Source organism: Nocardiopsis baichengensis YIM 90130 (genome assembly GCF_000341205.1).
Lineage (GTDB): Bacteria > Actinomycetota > Actinomycetes > Streptosporangiales > Streptosporangiaceae > Nocardiopsis_A > Nocardiopsis_A halophila.
On the sequence record NZ_ANAS01000006.1, the window covers coordinates 270,921 to 286,185 of the forward strand.

General features: G+C 73.7%; 14 protein-coding genes. 8 read left to right on the forward strand and 6 right to left on the reverse strand.

What is annotated here, in order from left to right; genetic code table 11:
- Positions 1-39: 39 nt before the first annotated feature.
- From C892_RS0107395 to C892_RS0107405, 3 genes are all read right to left on the reverse strand, one after another.
- The gene (locus C892_RS0107395) at positions 40-288 is read right to left on the reverse strand and encodes a hypothetical protein (RefSeq protein ID WP_017556700.1); all 249 of its coding nucleotides are present in this window, start codon (positions 286-288) and stop codon (positions 40-42) included.
- A gap of 153 nt (positions 289-441) precedes the next feature.
- Positions 442-1,332 carry an alpha/beta fold hydrolase gene (locus tag C892_RS0107400; RefSeq protein ID WP_040685316.1) on the reverse strand — a complete coding sequence of 297 codons (891 nt, stop codon included), beginning with the start codon at positions 1,330-1,332 and terminating at the stop codon, positions 442-444.
- A 150-nt stretch (positions 1,333-1,482) separates the two neighbouring features.
- Entirely contained in the window at positions 1,483-2,919 is a 1,437-nt protein-coding gene (locus tag C892_RS0107405; protein ID WP_193374751.1) for a DEAD/DEAH box helicase, read from the reverse strand.
- Positions 2,920-3,608: 689 nt separating this feature from the next.
- Between C892_RS0107405 and C892_RS0107420 the strand changes: the two genes are divergently transcribed.
- The 3 genes from C892_RS0107420 (at position 3,609) to C892_RS0107430 (ending at position 5,301) form a co-directional block, all read left to right on the forward strand.
- Complete coding sequence (locus C892_RS0107420; RefSeq protein ID WP_017556703.1) at positions 3,609-4,316, forward strand: ferritin-like fold-containing protein; 708 nt, start codon at positions 3,609-3,611, stop codon at positions 4,314-4,316.
- 180 nt (positions 4,317-4,496) lie between these two features.
- The gene (locus C892_RS0107425) at positions 4,497-4,808 is read left to right on the forward strand and encodes a DUF6401 family natural product biosynthesis protein (RefSeq protein WP_017541779.1); all 312 of its coding nucleotides are present in this window, start codon (positions 4,497-4,499) and stop codon (positions 4,806-4,808) included.
- 250 nt (positions 4,809-5,058) lie between these two features.
- A complete protein-coding gene (locus tag C892_RS0107430; RefSeq protein ID WP_017541780.1) occupies positions 5,059-5,301 on the forward strand; it encodes a hypothetical protein in 243 nt (80 codons plus the stop codon).
- A gap of 86 nt (positions 5,302-5,387) precedes the next feature.
- Here C892_RS0107430 and C892_RS0107435 read toward each other — a convergent pair whose 3' ends face one another.
- The 3 genes from C892_RS0107435 to C892_RS0107450 all read right to left on the reverse strand — a co-directional run bounded on the left by C892_RS0107435 (position 5,388) and on the right by C892_RS0107450 (position 7,910).
- Positions 5,388-6,203, reverse strand: a complete 816-nt coding sequence (locus tag C892_RS0107435) for a mechanosensitive ion channel family protein (RefSeq protein ID WP_017541781.1) — start codon at positions 6,201-6,203, stop codon at positions 5,388-5,390.
- A 222-nt stretch (positions 6,204-6,425) separates the two neighbouring features.
- On the reverse strand, positions 6,426-7,061 hold the full coding sequence (locus C892_RS0107440; RefSeq protein ID WP_026124202.1) for a TetR/AcrR family transcriptional regulator: 636 nt from the start codon (positions 7,059-7,061) through the stop codon (positions 6,426-6,428).
- 588 nt (positions 7,062-7,649) lie between these two features.
- Positions 7,650-7,910, reverse strand: a complete 261-nt coding sequence (locus C892_RS0107450; RefSeq protein ID WP_017541783.1) for a hypothetical protein — start codon at positions 7,908-7,910, stop codon at positions 7,650-7,652.
- Between the two features lie 272 nt (positions 7,911-8,182).
- Here C892_RS0107450 and C892_RS0107455 point away from each other — a divergent pair, with 272 nt between their 5' ends.
- The 5 genes from C892_RS0107455 to C892_RS0107475 all read left to right on the forward strand — a co-directional run bounded on the left by C892_RS0107455 (position 8,183) and on the right by C892_RS0107475 (position 14,873).
- On the forward strand, positions 8,183-9,088 hold the full coding sequence (locus C892_RS0107455) for an alpha/beta fold hydrolase (protein ID WP_083934336.1): 906 nt from the start codon (positions 8,183-8,185) through the stop codon (positions 9,086-9,088).
- Positions 9,089-9,329: 241 nt separating this feature from the next.
- A complete protein-coding gene (gene moeZ / locus C892_RS0107460) occupies positions 9,330-10,508 on the forward strand; it encodes an adenylyltransferase/sulfurtransferase MoeZ (protein WP_017541785.1) in 1,179 nt (392 codons plus the stop codon).
- A 196-nt stretch (positions 10,509-10,704) separates the two neighbouring features.
- On the forward strand, positions 10,705-11,100 hold the full coding sequence (locus C892_RS0107465) for an SPW repeat domain-containing protein (RefSeq protein ID WP_239647297.1): 396 nt from the start codon (positions 10,705-10,707) through the stop codon (positions 11,098-11,100).
- 97 nt (positions 11,101-11,197) lie between these two features.
- Positions 11,198-11,527, forward strand: a complete 330-nt coding sequence (locus tag C892_RS0107470) for an MGMT family protein (RefSeq protein WP_017556706.1) — start codon at positions 11,198-11,200, stop codon at positions 11,525-11,527.
- 160 nt (positions 11,528-11,687) lie between these two features.
- On the forward strand, positions 11,688-14,873 hold the full coding sequence (locus tag C892_RS0107475; protein WP_017556707.1) for an ATP-dependent helicase: 3,186 nt from the start codon (positions 11,688-11,690) through the stop codon (positions 14,871-14,873).
- Positions 14,874-15,265 lie beyond the last annotated feature (392 nt).

Genomic DNA, 15,265 nt, shown 5'->3' on the forward strand with positions numbered 1-15,265 from the left:
TCCGGTAAGCGAATGGCAAAGTCGATCAGGTAGTCAAGGTCAGAGCTCGTCTTCGTCGCTTGAGTTGTAGTGCCTGATGTCCTTGCCACTCGCACAGCGCTTCATGACCGTGTAGTTCCAGGAAATGCTTGAAAGTGCGGGGGTGGCGTCCGACTCCCTGTAGGCCTTTTCTGCCGCTTCCGCCGTTGCGCTGGCGATCTCGTGAGAGCGCTGCTCGGGTCGGCGGAACCGGGTGTTGTCGTCTTCGAGCTCCAGGTTGACCTGGATGCTCAGCACCCGCTGCCCCATGTCCTCCCCCTTGAAGATCCTTCAGTGTCCAATCTGGCACGTCCTGACGTAGGGGGCAATACGCCTGATGGCCACCGGGTGATCGAGCATCCGGCGTCGTGCAAGCGGGATTCCGTACCTGAATCCCGCCCACATGGTCGGAGTAGGGGGAATCTATACGCTTCTCTCCGGCGTCTCCACGGCGTTCCAGAAGCCTGTCAGGGCGCTCGCGGTGGTCTCCGGGGCCTCGACGTTGGGGGAGTGCGCGGCGCCGGGGACGACGACCTTGCGGGCGGACAGCTCGTCCGCCATCGCGGCCTGGACCTCCGGGGGCCAGGCGTCGTCGTTCTCGCCGTACAGCACCAGCTTCGGCAGCGCGGTCGCGGCGAGTTCGGCGGTGCGGTCCCCGGCCGAGAGGATCTCCTCGCACATGCGCACCAGGCTCCGGGGGCTGTTGGCCAGCATTCTCCGGCGCAGGAAGTTCAGGATGTCGTCGGCGAGCCCGCTCTGCCGGGCCGGGCCGTCCAGGAACCGTTCCCACAGGTCCGCCAGCCGCTCGGGCGTCGGTTCGGCCCCCAGGTAGGCGATCAGCCTCTGGGCGTCGGCCACACGCTCCACGGACGGCACCGCGGCCGGTCCCGAGCTCATCAGGGTGAACGAGAGCAGGGGGGCCTCGTCCTCCAGCACGGTCTCGCGGGTCACCAGGCCGCCGTAGGAGTGGCCCAGCAGGTGCACCGGCCCGCCGTCGCCGACCTCTTCGGCCAGCTCCGCGACCGAGCGGCCCAGCCAGGCCGTCCCGTAGCCGTCGAAGTCCGCGGGGCCGGGCGACTCGTACTGGCCCGGCAGGTCCACGGCGAACACCGTGCGCCCCGCCTGCGCCAGCGTCTGCAGCAGGGCGATGAAGTCCTCTTTACTGCCGGTGAGCCCCGGTACCAGGACCGCCGGGCGGTGTTCGCAGCCGCCGGAGGTGGGCATCGCGCGCAGGGCCGCGAAGGTGCCCGCGGCGGTCGTCACATCGGTCCGCCGCACGCCGGGCGGGAGTTCCAGAAACCGGGGAGTGCTCACGACGGTTCACCCTAGACGATCTCGCGTCCGCCCAGAATCCGCAGGGTGCGGCGGGGCGGACGCCGATCGGTGGCGGGGCGCGGACCGCGCCCCGGGGGGAGGGGGTCCCGGTGGGCCGCCCCCTCCTTCGTCATTCGGCGGCGGAGGGGATCAGCCCTCCTGGCCCTTCTCCTGCGGGGCGCCCTTCACATCGACACCGCTGCGGGTGCGGCGCCGCCTGCGCCGCCGGGGCGTGGGAGCGGACCCCTCGTCACCGGATGCGGCCGGGGCCTGGGCGCCGCCCTCTGCGGCAGGGGCGGACGCGCCGCGCCCCCCGCGGGTGCGCTTGCGGTTGCGGTTCCGCGAGCGCGACGGGCGCTCGCCCTTCTCGCCCTTCTCGTGGCGGCGCGGGCCGCCGGTGTCGCCGATGTCCTCGACCTCTTCGGCCTCCAGGCCGGCCCGCTCCTGGCGGTCCTTGGCCAGGCGCCCCTTCGTCCCTGCGGGGATGCGGAGGTCCTCGAAGAAGTGCTTGGAGGTGGAGTAGGTCTCCTCCGGGTCGGCGTTGTCGAGTTCGAGCGCGTTGTTGATCAGCTTCCAGCGCGCCATCTCCTGCCAGTCGACGAAGGTGACCGCGGTCCCCGAGCGCCCGGCGCGGCCGGTGCGGCCGATCCGGTGGGTGTAGGTCTTCTCGTCGTCGGGGCACTCGTAGTTGACGACGTGGGTGACGTCGTCGACGTCGATCCCGCGCGCGGCCACGTCGGTGGCCACGAGCACGTCGATCTTGCCGTTGCGGAACGCCCGCAGCGCGCGCTCGCGCTGGCTCTGGCCCAGGTCCCCGTGGACGGCTGCGGCGGCGAAGCCGCGCGTCTTGAGCTCGCCGGCGACCTTGTCGCACACCCGCTTGGTCTGGCAGAAGACCATGCTCAGTCCGCGGCCCTCGGCCTGCAGCAGACGGGCCAGCATCTCGGCCTTGTCCATCTGGTGCGTCCGGTAGGCGAACTGCTCGATGTGGCTCGTCGTGGTGGCGTCCGGATCGTCGTCGTCACCGGCGCGCACGTGCGTGGGCCGGGTCAGGTAGTTCCGGGACAGCGCCACGATCTCGCTGGGCATGGTCGCCGAGAAGAGCATCGACTGGCGCTCGTCGGGGATCTTGTTGAGGATGCGCTCGATGTCGGGCAGGAAGCCCAGGTCGAGCATCTTGTCGGCCTCGTCGAGGACGACGGCGCGCACCCCGGCCAGGCTGAGGTGCTTCTGCTTCTCCAGGTCCAGCAGGCGGCCCGGGGTGCCGACGACGACGTCGACCCCCTGCTTGAGCCCGTCGATCTGGGGCTCGTAGGCGCGCCCGCCGTAGACGGTCAGGATCCGCGCCTTGGTGCGCTTGCCGGCCGTGGTCAGGTCGGCCGCCACCTGGATCGCGAGTTCGCGGGTGGGGACGACGACCAGGGCCCGCGGGCGCTTGGACTCGCCGGGCGACTCCTGGGCCAGCTGCAGCAGCGGCAGGCCGAACGCGAGCGTCTTGCCGGTGCCGGTGCGCGCCTGTCCGATGATGTCGGAGCCGTTCAAGGCCAGGGGGAGCGCCAGGGACTGGATCGGGAAGGGCTCGATGATCCCTTCGGCTTCGAGGGCGTCGGCGATCTCGGTGCTGACACCCAGATCGCGGAACGTCCGTCGGGGTTCGCTGGTGGTCTCTGTGTTCGTCAGGGCTCATGCCTCCATCTGGGCGGGCCGCGCGCTCTCTGCGGCGGCCTCGGCGGCGGTGCGGTCGGCCTTCCCGGCGGCACCGCGGCCGCGCGGTCGTGTGCGCCGGTGCGGCGCCTGGGGCGGGTTCCGCCGCCCTCCTCGGCGCGGGCCGGGTCCGTCCGGCGCGGCCGGGTGCCGCGCGGGGCGCCCGCCGTTCGGGCGCGCCGGTCCGTCCGCTCTCTGTTGTCCTGGTGCGCGGTGCCCGGCACCACGCGGATTCCTCCGCTGCGGGGCGCCTCCCGCGCCCGGCCGGGGCGGCCGGTGCGCGGCGGCGGAACCGGCCGCAGCCGGGGGGAGCGTCCGCGCCCTTGGCGCTCGGCCGCCGATCACGGAGCCGAGTCTATCGCGGCGCCCCGCCGCTGGACATGCCGCTTGCCGCGGCACCGTCCGGCGGGTCCGCGCGGATCGGGTGCGGGCGCCCCTGAGGGCCCGGTGGTGGAACGCCGCGCGGGGGCCGGAATAATCCCCGCGCGGTCACCGGCGTCCGGACCGCCCTGCTCCCGACGGGGCGGGACGGCCGGGCGGGACGGGTCCGCGGGCTGGTTAACCTTGCCTGCATGACCAATCCCTCCGCTCCCTCCGCGCCCGCGCCCGGCGGCGTCATCGACCTGCTGGGCCTGCTGGCCTACGCCGAACTCGTGTCCTTCTTCCGCCTCGCCGACGTCGCGGGCCTGGCGCCGGACCTGGTCGCCAAGGGCGAGCTGGCGGGGGTGGCCGCCACCGAGTACCGGCACTACCGGATGCTGCACGCGCGGCTGGAGGAGCTGGGCGCCGACCCGGAGGCGGCCATGGAGCCGTTCGTGGAGCCGCTGGACGCCTGGCACGCCGGTACCGAGCCGCAGAACTGGCTGGAGAGCCTGGTCAAGATCTACGTCGGCGACGGCATCGCCGGCGACTTCTACCGCACCATCGCCGACCACGCCGATGCCGGAACGGCCGAGGCGGTGCGCGGCGCGGTCTCGGAGAGCGAGCGGGCCGAGCCGATCGCGGCCCGGGTGCGCGCCGCGGTGGAGGAGGACCCCAAGCTCGCCGGGCCGCTGTCGCTGTGGGCCCGGAGGCTGGTGGGCGAGGCGCTCAGCCAGGCGCAGCTCGTGGCCGCCGCGCGGCCGGAACTGGCCGGGCTGGTGGCCCGCGGGGCGACCGGGGAGGCCTCCGGCGGCGGCGAAGGCGGGGGGCGCGGCGACCTCGCGGCCGTCAGCAGGGTCTTCGCCGGCCTGACCGAGGCGCACACGGCGCGGCTGGAGGCGATGGGGCTCAGCGGCTGAGGCCCCGGAGGCCCCGATCCCCGTCCGTGTACGGCGTTCGGGGGCGGAAGCGCAGGTCAAGGAGGGGCGCCCGGGAGGGTGAGGCCGGTCACTCGGACACGGGCAGGTCATGTTTCGGTCCCGAATTGACATATAGTCGGACAGGTTCCCGACCGTCCCCGGCCGTGAGGTAGTACGTCCATGCGCAGTGGGTTCGACGCGCAGGGCCCGCTGGCCCGCCTCTCGCGAGAGTTCGATGTCTTCGGCCCCCTCGGCGGGGGTGCCGACCCCTGGCTCACCGCTGAGCTGGACCAGCACGCCGCCGCGGTGCGCGACTCCATCGCCGCCGGCGGTACCCGGCTGAGCCGCCGCAGCCTCACCGGCTACCTCCGCGGGTTCGTGGACGGCTGCCGCGAGCGCGGGTGGCACAGCACGTCGGCCGGGTACGACTGGGAGACCCTGCGGCTGCTGGCGATCTGCCGCCTGGCCAAGGAATGCGGATTCGTCCGCTAAGTTGGTCTGGCCCCAGTGGAACCTCAGGCGCAGGAGCGCGCGCCGATCCGCGAAGTGATCTCACCGAGGCGCTCACGGGGCGTACGCTGATCCGTACCCGGGGTCACGTATCGGCCGCGGGCCCCTCACCTGGGTGGGGAGCCCCCCGCAGCCGGCGCACACGGAGCGGAATCCGAGAAGCCCCCTCGATCGAGGACCCGCCCCGGGATCGAAGCTGCGGCCGAGAGGCGCCGCGAGAAAGGAAGAGCGCATGAGGAGCGGTCGGCACGGGGCCGTTCGGCCACCCGTCGGAGTCCTGATCCAGCAGGACCGCACCGACTTCGTTCTCTTGGCCGTGATCCTGCTGGTGTCCGTGGCCGTCATGGCCGTGACCGGGTGGAGCAGCCCGGCCTTCTGGATCTCGGTCCTGTCCCTCATGGCGACGGTGGTCCTGGTGATCCGGCGCATCGACCGCCTGTCCCGCGACGAGCTGCGCGCCGAGGAACTGCTCTGACCTGAACGTGCGAAGGGGGCGGGACCGGAAGGTCCCGCCCCCTTCAGGAGCGCCCGAGGGTGTCTCCGGGCGCGCCAGGGCGTCGATCAGGTCTCGTCCGGTCCGCGGCGCTCACCCCCCGTGGAGTGCCGCCCCGAGGACATCCCGTGCGCGGCGTGCTCGGCGCCCTCCTCGCGCTGCTGCGGCATGCCGCCGGCCATCGCGTCCGAGCGGCCCGAGGAGTAGCCCTCGGCCCCCTGGATGCGCGACGTCTCCCGCTCGGCCGCGTCCAGCCAGCGGGACCACCGCTCCTGCATCGGGCGGATCATGCCGCCGCCGACGCCCACCACGAGGATGCCGCCGACGGTGGCCAGCACCGCGATCAGCACCGGCTGGGTCACCGTGGTGGCGACCCCGATCTGGTTCAGGGCCGCGATGACGCCCAGCGCCATGATGAACACGCCCGCCAGGTTGGCGACCAGCCGCCCGTAGCTGAGCCCGCCCATGGCCCCCGAGACGACGTCCCGTGCGGCCTTGGCGATGATCCCGGCCACCACCACGATGACCATCGCCACCACCGCCTGCGGGATCCAGGCGACCACGGCGTTGAGCATCTGGGTGATCGGGTTGGTCGGCCCGAACACGCTGAAGGCCAGCTGCAGGGTCACCAGCAGACCGGCGTAGTAGACGATCTTGCCGCACAGTTCGCTCGCCGAGTACCGGCTGCGCTGGAAGTACTCGCCGACCCCCGTGCGGTCCAGCCCGCGGTCGAGCCCGACGCGGGCCAGGCCCTTGCCCACGACCATGCCGAGGAACTTGGCCACCAGCCAACCGATGATCAGGATGGCCAGGAACGCGGCGAATCTGGGTACGAAGGCCGCGATGGCGGTCCACGCCGTCGTCAGCCCCTGCCCGATGTCCATGTCGTCTCACCCCCGATGGCGCCCCGCCCGGTACCCGGGTGCGCGCCCCGCGTACGCTCGGCGAAACCGAAACGAATCGCTTCTCACCACCGCGATTACCCGTTATGAGCAGGGCCGAATCTTCGGAGAGTAATGAATCGCGACTCTGGGTAAAGGGTGGGTCAAACGCCGGTCACCCCGGCCTGTGGTCCGGGCCGGGGTGGGTGCGGGAAGGCCGACGCCTTAGGGCTCCTGGCCCTCCCGGGTCAGATCCCAGCCGGCCAGGCCGCGCCAGGCCAGGCGGGCCACCAGCTGCTCGGCGGCCTCCTTCGGGATCGACCCGCTCAGGCTCAGCCAGTAGCGGGCGCTCGTCTCGGCCATGCCGACCAGGCCGATGCTCAGGATGTGCGCCTCGTCCTCGGAGATGCTGGTGTCCTGGCGGATCACCTCGCTGATCAGCGCGGCGCAGCGGTGCAGCGTCTGCTCCAGCTTCTCGCGCACCGCCGGAAGGTTGCGCAGGTCCGACTCGAAGACCAGGCGGAAGGCCTCGCCGTCGCCGGCCACGAAGTCGAAGAACGCCTGGAAGCTCGCCTGCACGCGCTCCCGGTTGTCCGTCGTGCTCTCCAGCGCCTCGCGCTGCTTCTCCACCAGGGCCTCGGAGTGCTGCTCCAGCAGTGCCAGGTAGAGCTCCAGCTTGCCCGGGAAGTGCTGGTAGAGCACAGGCTTGCTGACGCCGGCGCGCTCGGCGATCTCGTCCATGGCCGCCTGGTGGTAGCCCTGAGCGACGAACACCTCCTGGGCGGCGGCAAGCAGCTGCCGCCGGCGGGCGAGCCGGGGGAGGCGGGTCCCCCGCGGCCGGGCGTCTGAAGGAGCTGTCACACCCACACCCTCCGAACTGGTGCGGCACAGCGGGCGCCGCAGTCGACGGTCGAACAAGGAACGCGTCGCGGAGTCGCGGAGTGGGGAGCCGTTCCGACGCATATTCCTTCTGGTCATCTTACTGGGACGTAGGTTACGCCCGCCCGTCGCCCACCACCACCCTCAGCGGACGGAGCTTCGCCCCGCAGCCTGTCTGCCCGTCGCCCACCACCACCCTCAGCGGACGGAGCTTCGCCCCGCAGCCTGTCTGCCCGTCGCCCACCACCACCCTCAGCGGACGGAGCTTCGCCCCGCAGCATGTCTGCCCGTCGCCCACCACCACCCTCAGCGGACGGAGCTTCGCCCCGCAGCATGTCTGCCCGTCGCCCACCACCACCCTCAGCGGACGGAGCTTCGCCCCAGCCCCTGACGCCCGTCTCCCTCAAGGGCACGGAGCTTCGCCCCGGCCCTCGCCGCCCGTCGTCCATCCCCCTTAAGGGCACGGAGCTTCGCTCTACGGCCTTCCCGCCCGCCGCACTGCGCGCGACCTTCCCGCGGTGTCCCGCCTTCCGCCTTCCGCCATCCGCCATCCGCCATCCGCGCTACGCGTCATTCGCGGTACTCGTCGTCGTCCAGGCCGACTTCCAGGTGCTGCTCGACGGCGTCGCCCTCCGGGACCTCGTCGGACACCCCGAGCGGCTGGTCGGTCGACCACGACTGCTCCTCTGCGCCGAGCTGGGCGCGCTGCTCCGCCCGGTCGGCCTCGGAGGACTCGAACTCCTCCTGGAACTCGGCGTCGCTGTCGGCCCCGGCGGCCCCCTGGGTGTTCTGACCGTTCTCCTGCTTCTCCTGCTGCCACTGTTCTGCCACGAGTCCCCCTGGATCGTCGCGGAGCCTTCCCTCCACGCTACTCGCGCACGTCGCCGCAGAGCCTGCGCGGACGGGTCGGCGGGCCTTCACCCGCCACCGGATCACTACCCGCCCACGGGCCACCACACCCGCCCGTCTCCCTCGCCTGCGCACCTGCGCCGTGCCCTCCTCGAACCCGCCCCGCGTCCGCCCTTCAACGGAAGGACGCGGAAGGCCGCCGGAGTCCGTAGAGTTTCTGCACAACAGACCAGCGAACCCGTGAGGGGGTGTCCGTGACCGAGCCCATCGACCTGTGGCCGGGCGAACTGCGCACCGTCGGCGGGCGGCGGCTGCACGTGCGCTCCGGCGGGGACGGCGGCAGCCGCGTCGTCTACCTCCACGGACTCGGCGGCTCCTCCACCGACTGGACCGACCTGATGGGCGGCCTGGCCGAAGGCCACCACGGGGAGGCGCCCGACCTCCCCGGGTTCGGCCTGTCCCCGCCGCCCGACGACGGCGACTACTCCGTCGACGCCCACGCCGCCGCGGCGGCCGCGCTGATCCGCGCCGGGGACCACCCGGTGCACCTGGTCGGCAACTCCCTCGGCGGGTCCGTGGCGGTGCGCCTGGCCGCCGACCACCCCGAACTGGTCCGCACCCTCACCCTGATCTCGCCCGCCCTGCCCGACCTGCGCCCCCGGCTGGTGCCCTACCAGATGGTCGGCGCCCTCGTCCCGGTGCTCGGACCGGCCGTCTACACGCGTATCCAGAGCCGCCCCGCCGAGGTCCGGGTGCAGGACATGCTGGACGCCACCTACTTCGACCCCGCCTCGGCCCCCGCCCAGCGGGTCATGGAGGCGCTCGAGGCCGAGCGGGAGCGAGAGAACCACGAGCACGCCGTGGAGTCGGTGCTGGAGAGCCTGCGCGGGCTGGTCGCCGAGTACCTGCGCCGAGGCCCGCGCGCGCTGTGGCGCCAGGCCGCCGGGGTGGACGTGCCCACCCTGCTCGTCTACGCCACCGGCGACCGGTTCATCGACCCGCGGGTCGCCCGCCGGGCGGCCCGGGTGTTCCCGCGCAACCGGCTGGTGCTGCTGAAGGAGACCGGGCACGTGGCGATGATGGAGCGCCCCGAGGCGGTCGCCCGGGAAGTGCGCCCGTTCCTCACCGGGGCGGACGCCTCCCGTACCCGGCCGGCCTGACGGCGGGCCCGGCGCCCCGGTCGAGGCGGAGCCCCCGCGACCTCGCCCGTTCCGTTCCGCCCGCGTCCGCGTGAGTCCGTTCGAGCCGGGTCCCCGAACGGGGAATGCAAAACCCCACCCCGTAGGTTGGGTATAAGAGCAAGCTCGTCACGTGCCCGAACCGAACCTCCGGCCGGCTCCCGGCCCCTTCCGGAGGGACCGCGGGCGCCGTGGCGCCGACGAGAACCAATGAGGAGCCGCTGTGTCGCTGCCGCCGCTGGTCGAACCAGCCGACGAGCTGACCGTCGACGAGGTGCGCCGCTACTCTCGCCATCTGATCATCCCCGACGTGGGCATGGACGGCCAGAAGCGCCTGAAGAACTCCAAGGTGCTGGTCGTGGGCGCCGGCGGCCTGGGGTCGCCCGCCCTGCTCTACCTGGCCGCCGCGGGCGTGGGCACGCTCGGCATCATCGACTTCGACGTGGTCGACGAGTCCAACCTGCAGCGCCAGATCATCCACGGCCAGAGCGACGTGGACCGCCCCAAGGCGGTCTCCGCGCGCGACTCCATCCGCGAGGTGAACCCCAACGTCGAGGTGGTCCTGCACGAGGAGCGGCTCGACTCCGACAACGCCTTCCGCATCTTCGAGCCCTACGACCTCATCGTCGACGGCACCGACAACTTCGCCACCCGGTACCTGGTGAACGACGCGTGCGTGCTGCTCGGCAAGCCGTACGTGTGGGGATCGATCTACCGCTTCGACGGCCAGGCGTCGGTGTTCTGGGCCGAGCACGGCCCCTGCTACCGCTGCCTGTACCCGGAGCCGCCGCCGCCCGGCATGGTGCCCTCCTGCGCCGAGGGCGGCGTGCTCGGCGTGCTCTGCGCCTCGATCGGCTCCATCCAGGTCAACGAGGCCATCAAGCTGCTCGCCGGGTTCGGCGACCCGCTCGTCGGCCGCCTGATGATCTACGACGCCCTGGAGATGAACTACCGCGCGGTCAAGGTCCGCAAGGACCCCGAGTGCCCGCTGTGCGGCAAGAACCCCACGGTCACCGAGCTCATCGACTACGAGGAGTTCTGCGGCACCGTCTCCGACGAGGCCCAGGAGGCCGCCTCCGGGTCCACCATCACCGCCGGCGAGCTCAAGCAGATGATGGACGCCGGCGAGGACTTCCAGCTCGTGGACGTCCGGGAGAAGAACGAGTACGAGATCGTCCGGATCCCGGGCTCGGTCCTGATCCCCAAGGGCGAGTTCCTGAGCGGGGAGGCCTTCGCCAAGCTGCCCCAGGACAAGAAGGTCGTCCTGCACTGCAAGTCGGGCGCCCGCTCGGCCGAGGCGCTCGCCGCGCTCAAGGGCGCCGGGTTCTCCGACGCCGTCCACGTGGGCGGTGGCGTCCTGGCGTGGGTGAACCAGGTCGACCCGAGCCTTCCCACCTACTGACCGGCCGGCCACCCGGCCACCCGGCCACCCGGCCACCCGGCCGATCGACCGGTCCCGTCGGGCGCTGTCCCGTCGCCACAGGGGCCCGGCCCGCCTTCGGCGGGCCGGGCCTTGGCGTGTCCAGGGCCCCTGCCCCCGGACTGGGGGTGAGCGGGTTGTGATCTGTGCCACGCATGGGTATCTACCGAGTGCCGACGTGACGATCGGCGGTGTCGGCGGTGAGGGAGGTGCGGCCATGCAGGGCAAGGGGCGCTCGGCCGACTGGATCGCGGTCGCGGCGGGTGTGCTGCTGTCGGTGAGCTGGATCTGGGACGCGATGGTCGGCCCGCCCAGGGCGGCGATGTTCGTCCTGGGCCTGCTGATCGTCCTCGCGGCGACGATGTCCATCACACGGCCCGGGCTGATGGCCAGTGAGGCCGTCGTGTTCGCCCTGGGCGCGCTGGTGTTCGTGCTGCCGTGGCTGATGGAGTTCACGCTGAACACCGCGGCCGCCTGGACTTCGTGGAGCCTCGGGCTGGTCGCGATGATCGCGGGGGTCGTCGGCAGCCTCCAGGCCTCGGGGATGCACCGCCACCGCGCGGTCCCGCACTGAGCGGTCCCGTTCCGAGCGGTAAGGAGGCGCTCCGGCCCGCCCTTGAGGGGAGCGGGCCGGAGCGCCCCTGTGCGCCCGGGGCGCTAGGGTCCCCGGTATGCCCCGACCCGACAGCCATCCCACCGAGTACGCCGAGCGGGTGCTCGACGTGGTCGACCGCATCCCGGCCGGGAAGGTCATGTCCTACGGCGACATCGCCGAGCTCCTGGGGGAGGGCGGGCCCCGCCAGGTCGGGGCGGTGATGTCCTCCTGGGGCGGCGGCGTCCCCTGGTGGCGGGTGCTTCGCGCCGACGGCACGCCCGCGCCCGGCCTGGAGGTCCGCGCGCGGTCCCACTACGCGGCCGAGGGAACGCCGCTGCGCGCCTCCGGCCGCGTCGACATGGCCGCGGCCCGCTGGGAGGGCCCCGGTCCCGGAGACCCGGTGTGAGGGGGCCGTCCGGTGGCGGACCGGGGTCGCGTGTGCGCGCAGGGCGTGCGGTGTGCGCCATCTCCCGTAAAAAACGGGTACGGATGTTCGAGTCCTCGTTCCCGGAGGCGGGTGGGCATGTGGTGAACTGGGTCGGGTGAACCCGTCCCCGTACCGTCTCGTGCGGCGTGCGCACACCGAGGCGCCGCCGCCGGTGCTGGACGAGAACCAGCGGCGCGTGGTCGCGCACAAGGGCGGGCCGCTGCTGGTGCTCGCCGGACCCGGCACAGGAAAGACCACCACCGTCGTCGAGGCCGTGGTCGACCGCATCGAGAACCGCGGAACCGACCCCTCGGCGGTGCTCGTGCTGACCTTCAGCCGCAAGGCCGCCGAGGAGCTGCGCCACCGCATCACCGGCCGGCTGCGCCGCACCACCCGCGAACCGCTGGCGATGACCTTCCACAGCTACGCCTACGCGCTGATCCGCCGCGAGTTCCAGCGCATGGGCGACCAGGCGCCGCGCCTGCTCTCCGGGCCCGAGCAGCTCATGGAGATGCGGGAGATCCTGGCCGGGGAGGACGCCGACGGCGCCGAGATGTGGCCCGACCGGCTCCGGCCCGCGCTGTCCACCCGCGGTTTCGCCGAGGAGCTGCGCGACTTCCTGATGCGCGCCCAGGAGCGCGGACTGGGCCCCGAGGACCTGGACCGGCTCGGGCGCCTGCGGGAGCGCGACGACTGGGTGGCCGCCGGCGACTTCATGGACCGCTACACCGGCCGCTTCGACGTGGCCCCGGTCCCCACCTTCAACTACGCCGAGCTGGTGCGCATCGCCGCCAACCTGCTGAGCGACCCCGAGGTGCTGGCGCGCGAGCGGGCCAGCCGCGAGGTCGTCTTCGTCGACGAGTACCAGGACACCGACCCCGCCCAGGAGGAGCTGCTGCACGCCCTGGCCGGGGACGGGCGCGACCTGGTCGCGGTCGGCGACCCCGACCAGTCGATCTACGGCTTCCGCGGCGCCGACGTGCGGGGCATCCTGGAGTTCCCGCAGCGCTTCCCCGCCCCCGACGGCGCCCCCGCGCCGGTCGTCGCCCTGACCACCTGCCGCCGCAGCGGCCCCGCGCTGCTGCGCGCCTCCCGGGGCGTGGCCCGCCGGCTGCCGGCCGCCCCCGCCCCCGGCGGCGGTCCGGTCAACGCCCACCGCGAGCTCGCCCCCGTTGACGGCGCCGCCGAGGGCGAGGTCCGGGCGATGATCGCCGAGAGCCCCACCCAGGAGGCGGCGGTCATCGCCGACCTCCTGCGCCGGGCCCGGCTGGTCGAGGGGCTGGACTGGTCGCGGATGGCGGTGCTGGTGCGCTCCTCGGCCCGCCAGGTTCCGGTGCTGCGCCGCGCGCTGATGGCCGCCGGGGTGCCGGTGGCCGTCGGCGGCGACGAGCTGCCGCTGGCCGCCGAGCCGCTGGTGCGCCCGCTGCTGCTGCTCCTGCGCTGCGGGCTGCATCCCGACACCCTGGACGCCGACGCCGCCCACGAGCTGCTCATCTCGCCCTTCGGCGACGCCGACACGGTGCGGCTGCGCCGGCTGGGCCGGGCGCTGCGCCGCCTGGAGCTGGACCGGGTCGCGGCCGGGGACGCCGGGGGCTCCGGGGACGGGGAAGGCGGCGGCCCGGCGGTGCCGCGGGCCTCGGCGGTGCTGGTCGCCGACGCCCTGCGCGACCCCCGCGAGCTGACCCTGGTCGACCCCGCGGTGGCGGCGCCCGCCCGGCGCGTCGCCGGTCTGCTGCGCACGGTCGCCGACACCGCCGCCTCCGGGGGCAGCGCCGAGGACGTGCTGTGGGAGGTGTGGCGCACGGCCGGGCTCGGCGACCGGCTGCTGCGCGCCAGCCAGGCCGGCGGCTCCCGCGGCGCCGCCGCCGACCGCGACCTGGACGCGGTGGTGGCGCTGTTCGAGAACGCCGCCCGCTACTGCGACCGGCTTCCGCCCGGCACCCCGGACGGGTTCCTGGAGGACCTGGAGGCCCAGGAGATCCCCGGGGACACCCTGGCCGAGCGGGCCCCGGAGGGCGAGGCGGTGCGGATCCTGACCGCGCACCGGTCCAAGGGCCTGGAGTGGGACCTGGTGGTGGTCGCCGGGGTGCAGGAGGGCGAATGGCCCGACCTGCGGCTGCGCGGATCGCTGCTGGGCGTGGAGGCGCTGGTGGACGCCGTCTCGGGGTTCGGCGGCGACGGCGACCCGGCCGCGGGTGCGGCGGCCGCCTCCAAGATGCTGGACGAGGAGCGCCGGCTGTTCTACGTCGCCGCCACCCGCGCGCGTTCGCGGCTGGTCGTCACCGCGGTCGGAGGCGAGGACACCGAGGAGCGCCCCTCCCGGTTCCTGAACGAGCTGGGGGTGGGCGAGCCCGAGAAGGTCGGCACGGGGCGGCGGTGGCTGTCGCTGCCGGCGCTCGTGGCCGACCTGCGCTCGGTGGTCACCGACCCCGAGCGCCCCGACGCGCTGCGCCACGCCGCCGCCGTGCACCTGGCCCGCCTGGCCCGGGAGGGGGTGCGCGGGGCGGCGCCCGCCGAGTGGCACGGGCTCACCCCCTGGTCGGACGCGCGGCCGCTGGCCGAGGACGGAGAGGGGATCCGGGTCTCGCCGTCCCAGGTGGAGCTCTTCGGCACCTGCCGGCTGCGGTGGCTGCTGGAGAAGGGGGCGGGGGCGTCGTCGGCCGAGACCGCCTCGGCGCTGGGCAGCATCGTCCATGCGGTGGCGGTGCTGGTCGCCCAGGGGATGCCCAAGGACGAGATCGACCGCCGGATGGACGAGGTCTGGTCGGAGCTGGACTTCGGGGGCCGGTGGTACGCGGGCAAGCAGCGCGAGGCCGCCGACCGCATGGTCGGGCGGCTCATCGACTGGCACCGTGCCGACGCGCGGGAGCTGGTCGTCACCGAGGAGGGGTTCACCGTCGACGTCGGCGGGGTGGAGATCACCGGCCGGGTGGACCGCCTGGAGCGCGACGAGCAGGGGCGCGGGTTCGTCGTGGACATCAAGACCGGGGCGTCGGCTCCGCACAAGGACGACATCGCCCGCCTGCCGCAGCTGGGGGTGTACCAGCTGGCCGTGCTCAAGGGCGCCTTCTCCCGGCTGGGGCTGGTCGAGCCGGGCGGGGCCTCGCTGGTGCACGTCGGCAAGGGCGGCTTCGCCCAGCGGGCGCGCGAGCAGGAGCAGGCGGCGCTGGGCGAGGACGGCGAGCCGGGGTGGGCCGAGGACCTGGTGCGCGAGACCGCCGAGGGCATGGCGGGGGCGCGGTTCACCGCGACCCGCAACGACCGGTGCGACTCCTGCCCGGTCAAGTCCAGCTGCCCCGCCCACGACGAGGGGAGGCGGGTGTGAGCGGGGTGCGCTCGGCAGAACCCGTGGGGGCGGGGGCGCCTGGACCGTCGACGGGGGCCGTGCGCCCTGCCCGGTGGAGGCCGCCGAAGGAGGGGCGGTCGGTCGGCCGTGCCGGATGCCGGTGGCGGAGCAGGCGCGGCCGCCTCGGCCGGCGTCGTCGCGCGGCCCCTGCCGCCACTGTGGCCGCCGCCCCGGGAGGGCAGAGGGCGGGACGCCGGGAGGACGGCCCGTTCGCGTTCGCCGGAGCGGTGCCCCCCTCCGGTCGCGGCCGCCACTCGGCCGAGCGGAAAGAGGGGGCGGACCGGACGCGGCTGAGACCGCGTCGGCGGACACGGCCCGGCGGCCGGTGCCCGGGGGCGTGCGGGATCCACAGGGCGCACGGCGCGAGGCGG

Coding starts and splice junctions, on each gene's coding strand:
- C892_RS0107395 (WP_017556700.1), bottom strand. CDS start 288: ATGGGGCAGCGGGTGCTGAGCATCCAGGTCAACCTGGAGCTCGAAGAC.
- C892_RS0107420 (WP_017556703.1), top strand. CDS start 3,609: ATGACCAATCCCTCCGCTCCCTCCGCGCCCGCGCCCGGCGGCGTCATC.
- C892_RS0107425 (WP_017541779.1), top strand. CDS start 4,497: ATGCGCAGTGGGTTCGACGCGCAGGGCCCGCTGGCCCGCCTCTCGCGA.
- C892_RS0107430 (WP_017541780.1), top strand. CDS start 5,059: ATGAGGAGCGGTCGGCACGGGGCCGTTCGGCCACCCGTCGGAGTCCTG.
- C892_RS0107435 (WP_017541781.1), bottom strand. CDS start 6,203: ATGGACATCGGGCAGGGGCTGACGACGGCGTGGACCGCCATCGCGGCC.
- C892_RS0107470 (WP_017556706.1), top strand. CDS start 11,198: ATGCCCCGACCCGACAGCCATCCCACCGAGTACGCCGAGCGGGTGCTC.